The sequence below is a fragment of the Pseudomonas sp. AC016 genome, from assembly GCF_979253365.1.
The window spans coordinates 2738368-2752885 of record NZ_CEEDCC010000001.1 but is presented as its reverse complement, the minus strand read 5'-3'; the positions used below and the strand labels follow the sequence as shown (position 1 = coordinate 2752885).

13 protein-coding genes are annotated in these 14518 nt (G+C 59.4%); 10 read left to right on the top strand and 3 right to left on the bottom strand.

Annotation, left to right across the window (positions count from 1 at the left end; all coding sequences use genetic code 11):
- Positions 1–6: 6 nt before the first annotated feature.
- The 6 genes from AC0IXS_RS12435 (at position 7) to fdhA (ending at position 7679) form a co-directional block, all read left to right on the top strand.
- Positions 7–1257 carry a sarcosine oxidase subunit beta family protein gene (locus tag AC0IXS_RS12435; protein WP_005763688.1) on the top strand — a complete coding sequence of 417 codons (1251 nt, stop codon included), beginning with the start codon at positions 7–9 and terminating at the stop codon, positions 1255–1257.
- Positions 1258–1270: 13 nt separating this feature from the next.
- Positions 1271–1567 (top strand): sarcosine oxidase subunit delta, encoded by a 297-nt coding sequence (locus AC0IXS_RS12430; RefSeq protein ID WP_004880192.1) that lies wholly within the window; start codon positions 1271–1273, stop codon positions 1565–1567.
- Complete coding sequence (locus AC0IXS_RS12425; RefSeq protein ID WP_057409319.1) at positions 1564–4584, top strand: sarcosine oxidase subunit alpha; 3021 nt, start codon at positions 1564–1566, stop codon at positions 4582–4584. The genes AC0IXS_RS12430 and AC0IXS_RS12425 overlap by 4 nt, the downstream gene beginning before the upstream one ends.
- Positions 4585–4693: 109 nt before the next feature.
- Positions 4694–5326: a sarcosine oxidase subunit gamma gene (locus AC0IXS_RS12420; RefSeq protein ID WP_025993284.1), complete on the top strand. Its 633-nt coding sequence runs from the start codon at positions 4694–4696 to the stop codon at positions 5324–5326.
- A gap of 69 nt (positions 5327–5395) precedes the next feature.
- Positions 5396–6253, top strand: coding sequence for a formyltetrahydrofolate deformylase (gene purU / locus AC0IXS_RS12415; protein ID WP_057409317.1), 858 nt, complete (start codon positions 5396–5398; stop codon positions 6251–6253).
- Between the two features lie 226 nt (positions 6254–6479).
- On the top strand, positions 6480–7679 hold the full coding sequence (gene fdhA, locus AC0IXS_RS12410; RefSeq protein WP_004880185.1) for a formaldehyde dehydrogenase, glutathione-independent: 1200 nt from the start codon (positions 6480–6482) through the stop codon (positions 7677–7679).
- Between the two features lie 124 nt (positions 7680–7803).
- Here fdhA and AC0IXS_RS12405 read toward each other — a convergent pair whose 3' ends face one another.
- On the bottom strand, positions 7804–8835 hold the full coding sequence (locus AC0IXS_RS12405; protein ID WP_057409316.1) for an RHS repeat-associated core domain-containing protein: 1032 nt from the start codon (positions 8833–8835) through the stop codon (positions 7804–7806).
- A 235-nt stretch (positions 8836–9070) separates the two neighbouring features.
- On the opposite strand from AC0IXS_RS12405, the gene AC0IXS_RS12400 reads away from it, so the two are divergent.
- A complete protein-coding gene (locus AC0IXS_RS12400) occupies positions 9071–9637 on the top strand; it encodes a DUF2780 domain-containing protein (protein ID WP_057409315.1) in 567 nt (188 codons plus the stop codon).
- Between the two features lie 15 nt (positions 9638–9652).
- Here AC0IXS_RS12400 and AC0IXS_RS12395 read toward each other — a convergent pair whose 3' ends face one another.
- Positions 9653–10684: an RHS repeat-associated core domain-containing protein gene (locus AC0IXS_RS12395; protein ID WP_471824742.1), complete on the bottom strand. Its 1032-nt coding sequence runs from the start codon at positions 10682–10684 to the stop codon at positions 9653–9655.
- Between the two features lie 74 nt (positions 10685–10758).
- Positions 10759–11652 (bottom strand): acyltransferase, encoded by an 894-nt coding sequence (locus AC0IXS_RS12390; RefSeq protein ID WP_057409313.1) that lies wholly within the window; start codon positions 11650–11652, stop codon positions 10759–10761.
- A gap of 192 nt (positions 11653–11844) precedes the next feature.
- Here AC0IXS_RS12390 and rloA2 point away from each other — a divergent pair, with 192 nt between their 5' ends.
- Genes rloA2 through creC form a run of 3 tightly spaced genes read left to right on the top strand, consistent with a single transcriptional unit; the run spans position 11845 to position 14515 of the window.
- Positions 11845–12348 (top strand): retropepsin-like aspartic peptidase RloA2, encoded by a 504-nt coding sequence (gene rloA2 / locus AC0IXS_RS12385; RefSeq protein ID WP_004880177.1) that lies wholly within the window; start codon positions 11845–11847, stop codon positions 12346–12348.
- A gap of 59 nt (positions 12349–12407) precedes the next feature.
- The gene (gene creB, locus AC0IXS_RS12380; protein WP_057409312.1) at positions 12408–13088 is read left to right on the top strand and encodes a two-component system response regulator CreB; all 681 of its coding nucleotides are present in this window, start codon (positions 12408–12410) and stop codon (positions 13086–13088) included.
- On the top strand, positions 13088–14515 hold the full coding sequence (creC, locus tag AC0IXS_RS12375) for a two-component system sensor histidine kinase CreC (RefSeq protein WP_057409311.1): 1428 nt from the start codon (positions 13088–13090) through the stop codon (positions 14513–14515). Before creB ends, creC begins: the two co-directional genes overlap by 1 nt.
- Positions 14516–14518: the final 3 nt, after the last annotated feature.

Here is a 14518-nt window from a genome sequence, read left to right as displayed (position 1 = left end):
CCCTATATGCAGCATTACTCAGGCTTCGGCCTTCTCAAGCACTCCCTCAGCCACCACGAGAACTGGCAGCGCATGTGGCGCACGCCGACCCCGAAAAAGGTCTACGACGTGGTTATCGTCGGCGGCGGCGGGCATGGTCTGGCAACGGCCTACTATCTGGCCAAAGAGCACGGCATCACCAATGTGGCCGTGGTCGAAAAGGGCTGGCTGGGCGGTGGCAACACGGCTCGTAACACCACCATCGTGCGCTCCAACTACCTGTGGGACGAGTCGGCTCACCTGTATGAACACGCGATGAAGTTGTGGGAAGGCCTGTCACAGGATCTGAACTACAACGTCATGTTCTCTCAGCGTGGTGTCTACAACCTGTGCCATACCCTGCAGGACATGCGTGATTCCGAGCGTCGTGTCAGCGCCAACCGCCTGAATGGCGTGGACGGCGAGCTGCTCAACAGCAAGCAGGTTGCGGAAGAAATCCCCTACCTGGACTGCTCGAAAAACACCCGCTATCCGATCATCGGCGCAACCGTTCAGCGCCGTGGTGGCGTGGCCCGTCACGATGCTGTGGCCTGGGGCTTTGCCCGTGCAGCCGATGCGTTGGGCGTCGACCTGATTCAGCAGACCGAAGTGATCGGTTTCCGCAAGGAAAACGGTGTGTGCATCGGCGTTGAAACCAACAAGGGTTTCATCGGTGCCAAGCGCGTCGGCGTCGTGACTGCAGGCAACTCTGGTCATATGGCCAAACTGGCGGGCTTCCGTCTGCCGATCGAATCCCACCCGCTGCAAGCGCTGGTGTCCGAGCCGATCAAACCCATCATCGACAGCGTGATCATGTCCAACGCCGTGCACGGCTACATCAGCCAGTCCGACAAGGGCGATCTGGTGATCGGTGCCGGTATCGACAGCTGGGTCGGCTACGGTCAGCGCGGCTCGTACCCGGTGATCGAACACACCATCCAGGCCATCGTCGAGATGTTCCCGGTGCTGTCCCGCGTACGCATGAACCGTCAGTGGGGCGGCATCGTCGACACCACGCCGGATGCCTGCCCGATCATCTCCAAGACGCCGGTCCCGAACATGTTCTTCAACTGCGGTTGGGGCACGGGCGGCTTCAAGGCCACTCCCGGCTCGGGCAATGTATTTGCCGCAAGCCTGGCCAAAGGCGAAATGCATCCGCTGGCCAAGCCTTTTTCCATCGACCGTTTCCACAACGGTGCCTTGATCGACGAACACGGCGCAGCCGCGGTCGCCCACTAACAGGAGAAACACCATGTTGCATATCTTCTGTCCTCACTGTGGCGAACTGCGCTCCGAAGAGGAATTCCACGCATCGGGCCAGGCGCATATTCCGCGTCCGCTCGATCCGGGTGCCTGCACCGACGAGCAGTGGGGCGATTACATGTTCTTCCGCGATAACCCGCGTGGCCTGCACCACGAGCTGTGGATTCACGCTGCCGGTTGCCGCCAGTACTTCAACGCCACGCGCAACACCGTGACCTATGAAATTCTCGAAACCTATCCGATTGGCGCCAGGCCGCAGTTCACGGACAAGGGAGACAAGGTATGAGCCAGAGCAATCGACTGCCCAACGGCGGCCGTATCAACCGTAGCAAGGTGCTGAATTTCACCTTCAACGGTCAGACCTACCAAGGCTTTGAAGGCGACTCCCTGGCGTCGGCACTGCTGGCAAACGGCGTTGATATCATCGGCCGAAGCTTCAAGTATTCGCGTCCACGCGGCATCTTCGCAGCGGGTTCCGAAGAGCCGAACGCCGTGTTGCAGATCGGCGCGACCGAAGCCACGCAGATCCCCAACGTGCGTGCTACGCAGCAAGCCCTGTATTCGGGACTGGTTGCGACCAGCACCAACGGCTGGCCGAGCGTGAACAACGATGTGATGGGCATTCTCGGCAAGGTCGGCGGCAAGCTGATGCCGCCGGGCTTCTACTACAAGACGTTCATGTACCCGCAGTCCTTCTGGATGACGTACGAAAAGTACATCCGCAAGGCGGCAGGTCTGGGGCGCTCGCCGACCGAGAACGACCCGGACAGCTACGATGCGATGAACCAGCACTGCGACGTGCTGATTGTCGGCGCAGGCCCTGCAGGTCTGGCGGCGGCACTGGCAGCGGCGCGCAGTGGTGCCCGCGTGATTCTGGCCGATGAGCAGGAAGAGTTTGGCGGCAGCCTGCTCGACAGCCGCGAAAGCCTGGATGGCAAACCGGCCATTGAATGGGTGGCCACTGTCATTGCCGAGCTGAAAAGCCTGCGCAACGTGACCCTGCTGCCTCGCGCAACGGTCAACGGCTATCACGATCACAACTTCCTGACGATTCATGAGCGCCTGACCGATCACCTCGGCGACCGTGCGCCCATCGGCATGGTGCGTCAGCGCATGCACCGTGTGCGCGCCAAACGTGTGGTGCTGGCGACCGGTACTCACGAGCGTCCATTGGTCTACGGCAACAACGATGTGCCGGGCAACATGCTGGCCGGCGCCGTTTCCACCTACGTTCGCCGTTACGGCGTGGCGCCGGGCAAGAAGCTCGTGCTGACCACCAACAACGATCATGCCTATCGCGTTGCGCTGGACTGGCTCGACGCCAGCCTGCCAGTCGTGGCGATTGCCGATGCGCGTCACAACCCGCGCGGTCCGCTGGTGGAAGAGGCACGTGCCAAAGGTATCCGCATCCTCACCGGCAGCGCCGTGATCGAGGCCCGTGGCACCAAGCGCGTGACGGCTGCACGTGTCGCCGCCATCGACATCAAATCACACAGCGTGACCAGCCCCGGTGAATGGCTGGAGTGCGATCTGGTCGCCAGCTCCGGTGGTTACAGCCCGATTGTTCACCTGGCATCGCACCTGGGCGGCAAGCCGGTCTGGCGTGAAGATATCCTCGGTTTCGTGCCGGGCGAAGCACCGCAGAAACGCGTGTGTGTCGGTGGCGTGAATGGCGTCTACAGCCTGGCGGACAGCCTGGCCGACGGTTTCGAAGGGGGCGTACGCGCTGCCAGCGAAGCGGGTTTCAAACTGGTTGAAGGCGTCATGCCCAAGGCCCTGAGCCGTGCTGAAGAGCCGACCCTGGCGCTGTTTCAGGTACCACACGAAAAGGGCACAGCCCGTGCGCCGAAGCAATTCGTCGATCTGCAGAATGACGTCACCGCTGCGGCCATCGAGCTGGCGACCCGTGAGGGCTTCGAGTCGGTCGAGCACGTCAAGCGCTACACCGCACTGGGCTTTGGCACCGATCAGGGCAAGCTCGGTAACGTGAACGGTCTGGCCATTGCGGCGCGCTCGCTGAACGTGTCGATCCCGGAAATGGGCACCACCATGTTCCGCCCCAACTACACGCCAGTCACCTTCGGCGCGATTGCCGGTCGGCATTGCGGCCACGTCTTCGAGCCGGTGCGTTTTACCGCGTTGCATGCGTGGCATGTGCGAAACGGTGCCGAATTCGAAGACGTCGGTCAGTGGAAACGTCCGTGGTACTTCCCGAAAAACGGTGAAGACATGCACGCCGCGGTCGCCCGCGAGTGCAAGGCCGTGCGCGCCAGCGTGGGTCTGCTGGACGCCTCTACACTGGGCAAGATCGACATTCAGGGGCCCGATGCCCGTGAATTCCTGAACCGCATCTACACCAACGCCTGGACCAAGCTGGACGTGGGCAAGGCGCGCTATGGCCTGATGTGCAAGGAAGACGGCATGGTCTTCGATGACGGCGTAACGGCCTGCATCGCCGACAACCACTTCCTGATGACCACCACCACCGGCGGCGCTGCACGCGTTCTGCAATGGCTGGAAATCTATCAACAGACCGAATGGCCGGACCTGAAGGTCTACTTCACCTCCGTGACCGACCACTGGGCGACCCTGACGTTATCCGGCCCCAACAGCCGCAAGCTGCTCAGCGAAGTCACCGACATCGATCTGGGCCGCGAAGCCTTCCCGTTCATGACCTGGAAAGAAGGTCTGGTCGCAGGTGTTCCGGCTCGGGTATTCCGTATTTCCTTCACCGGCGAGCTGTCCTACGAGGTCAACGTTCAGGCCGACTACGCGATGGGCGTGCTGGAGAAGATCATCGAGGCGGGCAAGCAGTACAACCTGACGCCTTACGGTACCGAAACCATGCATGTGCTGCGAGCCGAGAAGGGCTTCATCATTGTCGGTCAGGACACGGACGGCTCGATGACCCCGGACGACCTGAACATGGGCTGGTGTGTCGGTCGTACCAAACCGTTCTCGTGGATCGGCTGGCGCGGCATGAACCGCGAAGATTGCGTGCGTGAGCAGCGCAAGCAACTGGTCGGCCTCAAGCCGGTCGACCCGAACCAATGGCTGCCGGAAGGCGCGCAACTGGTGTTCGACACAAAACAGGCGATTCCGATGAGCATGGTCGGTCACGTGACCTCCAGCTATGCGCACAACTCGCTGGGTTATTCGTTTGCAATGGGCGTGGTCAAGGGTGGCCTGAGCCGAATGGGCGAGCGGGTGTTCGCACCGTTGGCCGATGGCAGCGTGATCGAAGCCGAGATCGTTTCGTCGGTGTTCTTCGATCCGAAGGGCGAGCAGCAGAATGTGGAGTGACACTTTTGTCCGGTCCGACGCTCCAGCGTGGGAACGCCGCTCAAGACGCTCTGCGTCCGGCTCGTTCATGAGCGCAGCGTCTTACAACAGAATTCAAAACAGGTGATCCATGACCACAGTCAATGTTTACCCACAACGCCCGACCTCTGACGTGAAGGCAGAATCGCCGCTGTTTCATGCCAGCCTGGAGACCCTTGTCGGCAAGGGCCGCGCCAGTCCGGGCGTGTTCCTGCGCGAGAAGAAGCTGCTGGGCCACCTGACCCTGCGGGGTGATGCCCACGATCCAGCGTTTGCCGCTGGCGTACACAAGGCGCTTGGCATGGAATTGCCCGCCGCACTGATGCTGGTCACCAGCGGTGAACGCTCGCTGCAGTGGATGGGCCCGGACGAGTGGCTGCTGATCGTGCCGAGCGGCGAAGAACTCGCTGCGGAGCAACAACTGCGCGAAGCATTGGCGGGCTTGCACATCGCAATCGTCAACGTCAGCGGCGGCCAGTCGATTCTTGAACTGACCGGCCCCAGGGTCCGTCAGGTCCTGATGAAATCCACCAGCTACGACGTTCACCCCGACAACTTCCCGGTCGGCAAGGCCGTCGGAACGGTGTTTGCCAAGTCGCAACTGGTAATCCGCCGTACAGGTGAAGAAACCTGGGAACTGCTGATCCGCCGCAGCTTCGCCGATTACTGGTGGCTGTGGTTGCAGGATGCGTCAGCCGAGTATGGTTTGAGTATTCAGGCTTGAAGTGAGTGGTGTCTGATAGCGTCTTCGCGAAGACCTGACAGGCGATAAGGATTCAGGAGTATTCGCTTAATGAGTCGTGCCCCCGATACATGGATTTTGACTGCCGACTGCCCCAGCGTCCTGGGTACGGTCGATGCCGTGACCCGCTTTCTGTTCGAGCAGGGTTGCTACGTGACCGAGCACCATTCGTTCGATGATCGCCTGTCGGGACGCTTTTTCATTCGTGTCGAATTTCGCCAGCCCGACGGTTTCGACGAAGAAGGTTTTCGCGCAGGTCTGGCCGAGCGGGGCAGTGCTTTTGGCATGATCTTCGAACTGACAGCGCCCAATTACCGGCCCAAGGTCGTGATCATGGTCTCCAAGGCCGATCACTGCCTGAACGATTTGCTGTACCGCCAGCGCATCAATCAGCTGTCCATGGACGTGGTCGCAGTGGTGTCCAATCACCCTGATCTTGAGCCGTTGGCAGCGTGGCACGACATTGCGTACTACCATTTCCCCCTTGACCCCAACGACAAGCCTGCGCAGGAGGCCAGGGTCTGGAAAGTTATCGAAGAGTCCGGCGCCGAACTGGTGATTCTTGCCCGCTACATGCAGGTGCTGTCACCGGACCTGTGCCGCAAGCTCGATGGCAAGGCGATCAATATTCACCACTCGCTGCTGCCCGGTTTCAAAGGCGCCAAGCCTTACCATCAGGCCTACAACAAGGGCGTGAAACTGGTGGGTGCAACGGCGCATTACATCAACAACGACCTGGACGAAGGCCCCATCATCGCGCAGGGCGTGGAAGTGGTCGATCACAGTCACTATCCCGAAGACCTTATTGCCAAGGGCCGGGACATTGAAGGGCTGACACTGGCTCGTGCGGTGGGGTATCACATTGAACGCCGAGTGTTTCTCAACGCCAACAGGACAGTGGTTCTGTAGGACTTCACAACACCAACGATTGTGGGAGGCGGCTTGCCGGCGATAGCGTCAGACCGGTTATTTACTGGGTCGCCTTCGAACACGCATCGCGGGCAAGCCCCCTCCCGCAGTCATGGTTTCTCGGCAGGTACGATACAAGCAACCCAGAGCAATCGGTGCGTTGCCGCAACACCCAATCAAAGCAGCGCATTTCTCCGCTACAACACAATAAAAGCGAGGTGAAAGCATGTCTGGTAATCGCGGTGTAGTGTATCTCGGCGCTGGTAAGGTCGAAGTGCAAAGCATTCCTTTCCCCAAAATGGAAGACCCACGCGGCAAGCGCATCGAACACGGTGTGATCCTGCGTGTGGTGTCCACCAACATCTGCGGCTCGGACCAACACATGGTTCGTGGCCGTACCACTGCCCAGACCGGGCTGGTCCTCGGTCACGAAATCACCGGTGAAGTGCTCGAAGCCGGTCGTGATGTGGAACACCTCAAGGTCGGTGATCTGGTGTCCGTGCCATTCAACGTGGCATGCGGCCGCTGCCGTAGCTGCAAGGAACAGCACACAGGTGTCTGCCTGACTGTGAACCCTGCTCGCGCGGGCGGTGCCTACGGTTATGTCGACATGGGCGACTGGGTCGGCGGTCAGGCGGAATACGTACTGGTGCCTTACGCTGACTTCAACCTGCTCAAACTGCCGGATCGCGATGCTGCGATGGAAAAGATCCGCGATTTGACCTGCCTGTCCGACATTCTGCCCACCGGCTACCACGGCGCAGTGACTGCAGGCGTCGGCCCCGGCAGTACTGTGTACGTAGCGGGTGCCGGGCCGGTCGGTCTGGCAGCGGCGGCTTCAGCGCGTCTGCTGGGCGCTGCGGTGGTGATCGTGGGTGACGTCAACCCGACCCGTCTGGTGCATGCCAAGGCTCAGGGCTTTGAAATCGCCGACTTGTCTCAGGACACTCCGCTGCACGAACAGATTGCCGCGCTGCTCGGCGAGCCTGAAGTGGATTGCGCCATCGATGCGGTGGGCTTCGAAGCGCGCGGTCACGGCCATGCCGGTGCGCAGTCCGAAGCACCGGCCACCGTGCTCAACTCCTTGATGGGCGTGGTGCGCGTCGCAGGCAAGATCGGTATTCCAGGTCTATACGTCACCGAGGATCCAGGCGCCGTGGACGCGGCCGCGAAAATGGGCAGCCTGAGCATCCGCTTCGGCCTGGGCTGGGCCAAATCCCACAGCTTCCACACGGGCCAGACGCCTGTCATGAAGTACAACCGTCAACTCATGCAAGCCATCATGTGGGACCGCATCAAGATCGCTGACGTGGTGGGCGTCGAAGTCATCAGTCTCGATGACGCGCCGCGTGGCTATGGCGAGTTCGATGCAGGTGTGCCGAAGAAGTTTGTGATTGATCCGCACAAGTTGTTCAGTGCGGCGTGATACCAATAGCCGGGCGGCTTAGGCCGCCCATGCTATTTGCCACCTGATCCAGAGCGTCATAGTGATAACGGCACAGCGTTACCGGATCGCGTGAAGTCATAGGGATACTTTTCCAATCTGCGCATCAGTCTGATGTATCAGAGTCTCTCGGCCCGTACTGTCGACCGGCTGCGCGTCTGCGGGGCTGAGTAAGGTGATCAAGACCTCGAATCTCCAGCATGCGTTGGTCAATATCATTGAACACGCGATGGTTTGTTGGATGAGAAGACGCCTGCTTATAAGGGCGGGCCATTTCTGGAAGAAACCCTTTCCCTTTACCTGACAGAGCGTCTTCAACCTTTTGCGCCACTGACTCTTTGGCATTGCCACCTTTGACGATGAAGCGCTCCAGGTTTGCCCGGCCGACGTCGGCATTTAATTTTTTTATTACGTTTTTATAAGGGTTTGTGTTTTTCATCGCATTCAGCATTTCACCACTCACCGCGCTAAAGCTCAATGTTTGCAAGCTGGGAAGCGTTTTCGACGCGCTGGAAATGGGCGCTGTGATGTACTTCTGTTTAAGGGCTTGCCAAGCAGCGTAAGGTCGTTTCTTGAACCGTTGGACAGCCCTCAGTACTGACACCGCCGCCGGAAATGACAGGTGCCCCTCTGGATCAACCAAATTGATCGGGTCACCTTCACAGTACGCATACGCATTGAGTCCGCCCTCGCCAAACGGGCTCAAACTGTCCGAGCTATTGAACCTCATGAGCACCGTGTTGAATGCCCGATAACCATTGCCCAACAGGTAATGCCCGGTTACGGGGTCTGAGTGCTGACCCGTGAAGGCGGGTAGATCCCTAAGGTTGGCTTGAGGGTGTCGTTGACCATACGGTGTAAAGGAAGCCTTCTCCTCTGGTGTCGCGATGACCGATGCCTGCTGATCGGTCGCAAGCAATACATAGGTTGGCGTTTGATTCTGCCCATACTCAAGCGCCAGCAACTGATCACCAGCGTGCAACAGCGTGCGCTGTGCGTGCCCCTGAAGGTGTGTCATCAGGCGGTTCTTTTGAAAGAAACGCTGCACGCTCTCATGTCCCGTCTGTGCGCTGAGTACCAGCCGATCCAGCGGGTCATAGTGATAACGGCAAAGCAGGGCCGGTGCGATCAAGCTCATGGTGCCTACCTTCTCTAAGTGAATCGTTCAGGTTTGAGCCTGCTCGAAGTCCGGTTCGCAGCCTAGCTATGAGAACTGTCAGGTAAAGCCTTTCTGGACGTCATGCTCAAACGTCACAATCGGAAATAACCGCTATCTCCAGCCCCCCACCGGGAACAAGCTTCCGCTCCCCCAGTCAAACCGTCTGTTTTACCGCCCACTATCGGGCGGTTCAGGTTTTGATGAGGTTGACCGAATGAAGACTGCACGCATGATGGCACTGGCAACGTTGATGGGCCTGGCAGCAAGCCCGGTGTTTGCCTTCAACCTGAATGACGCAGCGAATGCGGTTTCCAATGCAACAGGCGGTAATCAGAAAGCGACCGCTGCGCCTGAAGCCGCTGGCCTGCTCAACGCGCTGGGTTCTCAGCTCAACGTGACCCCGGAACAGGCGGTTGGTGGGACAGGTGCATTGCTGGGGTTGGCCAAGAACAAACTGGCCGGCAATGATTACTCGCAACTCGCTAAATCGGTTCCCGGTCTGGAACAACTGTCCGGTACTTCGGCGCTCGACAGCCTGGGCGGTGCAAACGGCCTTGGCAAGCTGCTGGGCGGAAGCAAGGCAGGCGACAATTCGATGCTCAACAATGCCTTGGGCAACGTGCAAAGCATGGGCGACGTGAACAATGCCTTCAAGGCACTGGGCATGGACAGCAGCATGGTCAGCCAGTTTGTCCCGGTGATTTTGCAGTACCTTGGTCAGCAAGGTGCGGGCGGCTCCGCGTTGCAAAGTCTGAGTAGCGTGTGGGGTGCGGGTAGCTGACCGGGTCTCTCGCCCCTATGATCCCCTGCGCAGGGCTGTTCCCTTTTTGACCATGGCATGGTCTGTCACGCCAGACGTCAGCGACCCTGCCAGGTTGAATGCCACGCCTACCAGCGAGGTTGGCGAAAAACCCTCGGTGCGCAACTTTCCCCCCCACATGGCTGCTGCGCTGAGATGTGCGCCTGCATTGCTCTTTTTCCCGGTGTCCACCAGTTTTGCCAGTGCAACGTAGTCGAACGCCTGTTTCAGCGTCAGGTTGGTATCGCCGTGACTGGCAAGGTTGAGGTTGACTGATGCGAGCTTCTTGATGAAGGGCGATTCCGCATCGAGGTTTCGGACAGCATCGTCGATGTATTTTCTGGTTGGCGACATGGGCTCGGGTGAAATCATATTTCTGCGCAAGGCTTTGCTCACGGTCCGAATAAAACCGTCCTCGGAAGTCATGCCGGCCGTTGTTGTGACTGCGTTACTGAGTTTTTTCACTCGCACACTGAGCATGCCCAGTGCGCCTTCGATGGGAAAGTGTCCTGTAGGGTCGGTATGGCCTATAGGGTCGCCCCAGCAGTAACCATAGGTGTTGAGCCCGCCTTTGCCGAAAGGGCTTAGGGTATCGGGGCTGTTGAAGCGCATCAGTATCGGATTGAAGGCACGTGCACCATTACCCAGTTGATAATGGCCTGTGATCGGGTCGGGTGCCTGGCCTGTGTAACCCGGCAGGTAAGGCGGGCTCTTTGGTGTAGAGGTTCCGTAGGGAGAATAGGCGAAGGCCTCGCGCTGCCGAAGGCTGACACTGTGAAGCACCGAGTTTGACTGGTCCGTGCCCAGCAGATGAACGCGATGCTCGCGCATATCCTTCTCTGACGCGGCCAGCAGCCGATGTTCGGACCGGAGGAAGGTAAGTCCCACCAGGCCCCTCAGCTCGCTGACCAGAACGTCATCCTGATAAAACTGCCTGACGCTCTCCTGATCAACTGGCATGCAAGCAGCAAGGCGATCCATTGCGTCATAGGCGTAAAGGCCTGACGCCGTGGTGTGAGTCGGCAGCATGAGAAAATCCTTTTTCCATGTTTGACTCAGCTTCGTTCAGCAGCGGCGAGCAGTCTACCTGTCGAAACTGCTAGTCAGCGCTGCGCGGCCTCAAGCCTCAGCGCCGCAATCCGTGCATCCTTCTCGATCCACAATTGGTTGACCCAGCCCTGGATTTTCTCGCGAAACACAGGATCGTTCTCGTAATCACCCTGCCACAGCGCCGGGTCCATGGGGCGCGTCCTGATATCGACGATCACTTTCGGCACGCGCCCGCACAGCATGTCCCAGAAGCCTGGGATGCCGGAGCCGGGATACACGACCGTCACATCCAGAATCGCGTCCAGCTGTTCGCCCATCGCAGCGAGCACGAAGGCAACGCCGCCTGCCTTGGGCTTGAGCAGGCTGGTGTAGGGCGAGGTCTGTGCCGCATGCTTGGCAGGGGTGAAACGTGTGCCTTCCAGATAATTGACGATGGTCACGGGCTGGCGCTTGAACAGTTCACAGGCTGCCTTGGTGATCTCCAGATCCTTGCCCTTGAGTTCAGGGTTCTTTGCCAGAAACGCCTTGGTGTAGCGCTTCATGAACGGGTAATCCAGCCCCCACCAGGCCAGACCCAGCAGCGGCACCCAGATCAGTTCCTTTTTCAGGAAGAACTTGAAGAACGGCGTGCGTCGGTTGAGCGCCTGAATCAACGCCGGAATGTCTACCCAGGACTGATGGTTGCTGATCACCAGATACGAGGTGTCAGCGCGCAGGCCTTCGTCGCCACGGATATCCCACTGCGTCGGAACGCAGGCTGCGAAGATGAGCTTGTCGATCTCGGCCCAGGTTTCGGCAATCCACATCACGGCATGGGAGCAGCGGTCCCGCATCCTGCCTCGGAACAGAAGCTTGAGCAGGGCGAAGACCAGTAGCGGGCCGATCAGTACGAGCGTATTGATCAGCAGAAGCAGGGCGACGAAACAGCCGGTGAGTACACGGCGCATAAAGGACTCTTGAACGTTCAGGGCTGGCAATGATAAAGACCCTCGCGCTCTACGCCAATTACACAGGTACTTACAAATGTTTCATGTGCAGGGGATTATGCTCACAAAACCCCGAGCTGCCGAACCAATGGCGGGTTCGCTGTCTAAAACCGGGCGCCAATCAGGCGTTGTCCATTGAGAGGAATCCTGAACGTGAAACCGATTCTGGCGCTGTTGTCCCTGCTCGCTCTGCCTGTCATGGCAGCCGAGCCGACGCTGTATGGTCGTTACGAGAACATCAAGGTGGTGGATGTCGGCCAGACCTTCAAGGCCAAGATGGACACCGGTGCGCTGACCGCTTCTCTGTCGGCCAGGGACATCGAGCTGTTCAAGCGCGATGGCGACGACTGGGTGCGTTTCCGCCTCGCCACCAAGGACGCCGACAGCAAGGTCTATGAGCACAAGGTCTCGCGGATCAGCAAGATCAAGGGCCGCTCCGAAGGCGATGACGAAGACGATGAAGTGATCGATCCGACCAAGCGTCCGGTCGTGGACATGGAACTGTGCCTGGGCAACAAGAAGCGTACCGTCGAGGTCAATCTGGTGGATCGCAGCCACTTCAACTATCCGCTGCTGATCGGTGCCAAGGCACTCCGCGAGTTTGACGCAGCCGTCAATCCGGCACGCCGTTATACCGCTGACAAACCCGATTGCTGATTGACGCAGAGGGCTGAAATCGCGCAACGTTTCGCCCTCTCTCCCAGCGCTCGGATGCCATGCCTCACATACTGATTGTCGAAGACGAAGCCGCGATTGCCGATACGCTGGTCTATGCGCTGCAAAGCGAGGGCTTTACTACGTCATGGCTCAGCCTGGGGCAGGATGCCGTCAACCATCAGCGCGCATCGCCTGCCGACCTGATCATTCTGGACATCGGTCTGCCGGACATCACCGGTTTCGAGACGTGCAAGCAACTGCGGCGCTTCAGCGAAGTGCCTGTGATGTTCCTGAGTGCGCGTGATGGCGAGATCGACCGGGTCGTGGGGCTGGAGATCGGGGCTGATGACTATGTCGTCAAACCGTTCAGCCCGCGAGAAGTGGCGGCGCGAGTCCGGGCGATTCTCAAGCGTATGCAGCCGCGTACTGCACCTGTCTCGGAAAACCAGCCATTCACGGTCGATCTTGAGCGTTTCCAGATCAGCTACCGTGCCCAACCCTTGAGCCTGACCCGTCACGAATTCCGGCTGCTGCAATGCCTGCTGGCTCAGCCCGAGCGGGTGTTCAGTCGCGAGCAGTTGCTCGATGCGATGGGCGTAGCGGCAGATGCCGGTTATGAGCGCAGTATCGACAGCCATATCAAGAGCGTGCGTGCCAAGCTGCGTGTCGTGGTGGCCGATGCCGAGCCGATCCAGACCCATCGTGGGCTGGGTTACAGTTTCAGTCCAGGCCACAGCTGATGCCGTTGAGCATCCGGATCTTTCTGGTCTACGCGGTGTTCATCGCGTTGACGGGTTACTTCGTGCTCAGCACAGTGATGAAGGAAGTGCGCCCCGGCGTACGTCAGTCCACCGAAGAAACCCTGGTCGACACGGCGAATCTGCTGGCCGAAATTCTTCATGACGATGTAAGGGACGGCACCCTTGACCAAAGCCGCCTGCCGGACGCGCTACAGGCTTACGGTCTGCGACAGCCCGCCGCGACCATCTGGGGCTTGCCCAAGAATCAGGTCAACAACCGCATCTACGTGACCGACGCCAACGGTATCGTCCTGCTTGATTCCAGTGGGCAGGCTGTAGGTCAGGACTATTCACGCTGGAACGACGTCTATCTGACCTTGCGCGGCAAGTACGGCGCGCGTTCGACCCGCAGCGATCCTGACGATCCGAATTCGTCTGTGATGCACGTCGGCGCGCCGATTCGTGACAACGGCAGGATCATTGGCGTGGTCACCGTCGCCAAGCCCAACAGCTCGTTGCAACCCTATGTCGACCGTGCCGAGCGCCGATTGCTCTGGTACGGCGGTGGCCTGATGGTATTGGGCCTGTTGCTGGGCGGACTGTTCTCGTGGTGGCTGGGTTCGGCCTTGCGGCGTCTGACCGGATACGCCCAGGCCGTCAGCGAAGGACGCCGCGCCGAACTGCCGCATTATCGAGGTGGTGAGCTTGAGCAACTGTCTGCGGCGGTCGAACACATGCGCACGCAGCTGGAAGGCAAAGCCTACGTCGAACGCTACGTGCATACACTGACCCACGAACTGAAAAGCCCGCTGGCAGCGATTCGCGGCGCTGCCGAGCTATTGCAGGATGAGATGCCCCGCGGACAGCGACAGCGTTTCGTCAGCAATATCGAGGGCGAAAGTGCGCGATTGCAGCAGCTTATCGAGCGTCTGCTTAACCTGGCGATGGTCGAGCAACGCCAGGGCCTGGAAGAAAGGGTTCCAATTGTTCTGGCGGAGCTGATCGATGAACTGCTGGCCGCCAGAAGTACCCGCATCGAGCGGCAGGTATTACGTATCGACATTCATATTGATCCCGGTCTGCAACTGCTGGGCGAGCGCTTTCTGCTGAGTCAGGCACTGGCCAACCTGATCGATAATGCACTGGACTTCACTCCCGTCGATGGCAGGCTTAGTCTGACGGCCAAGCCTGAGGGTGAGCGGATCCGCTTCACGCTTTACAACGACGCCGCCCCGATTCCCGACTACGCCCTGCCACGCCTGAGCGAGCGTTTCTACTCCTTGCCACGTCCTGACAGTGGTCGCAAAAGCACCGGGCTCGGGCTGAATTTCGTGGAAGAAGTCGTGCAGTTGCATGCCGGAGAAATGCACATCGGGAATGTCGAAGGCGGGGTCGAGGTGAGGTTGATTTTGTCGGGCGTCGCATGAGGT